Source organism: Massilia frigida, assembly GCF_011682175.1.
In the GTDB taxonomy this organism is placed as follows: Bacteria; Pseudomonadota; Gammaproteobacteria; order Burkholderiales; family Burkholderiaceae_D; genus Telluria_A; species Telluria_A frigida.
On the sequence record NZ_WHJG01000214.1, the window covers coordinates 1 to 300 of the forward strand.

The 300-nt window shown below is 52.3% G+C and carries 1 protein-coding gene; it reads right to left on the reverse strand.

Annotation, left to right across the window (positions count from 1 at the left end; translation table 11 throughout):
* A partial coding sequence (locus F2P44_RS35275; RefSeq protein ID WP_441295300.1) for a CHASE3 domain-containing protein occupies positions 1 to 300 on the reverse strand: 300 nt, incomplete at both ends.

The following is a 300-nucleotide window of genomic DNA, read 5'->3' on the forward strand; positions in this document are numbered from 1 at the left end:
CTAACTTCAAAGAAAGGCCAATAAATGCGCTCAGGCTGTGTCGGTCGCGGAACCTTGCCGTCGAGCATATCAGCGATCGTGTTGTAGACGGTCTTATATCGTTGATCGCCTGTCACAACGAACAGGCGAACCGTTCGGGTCATATCGTCCGACGCTTGGCGAAACTCCTTCGCTAAAGCGGCCGAGTTTTCTTGAATCTGGTGTGTCCGATCCAGGTTGCGCGACTCCCAAAACAGCGCAACCATGCAAAAAAGACAGGCCACTGCCACGCCAGTCAACCATGTAACCAGCTTCGAAAAT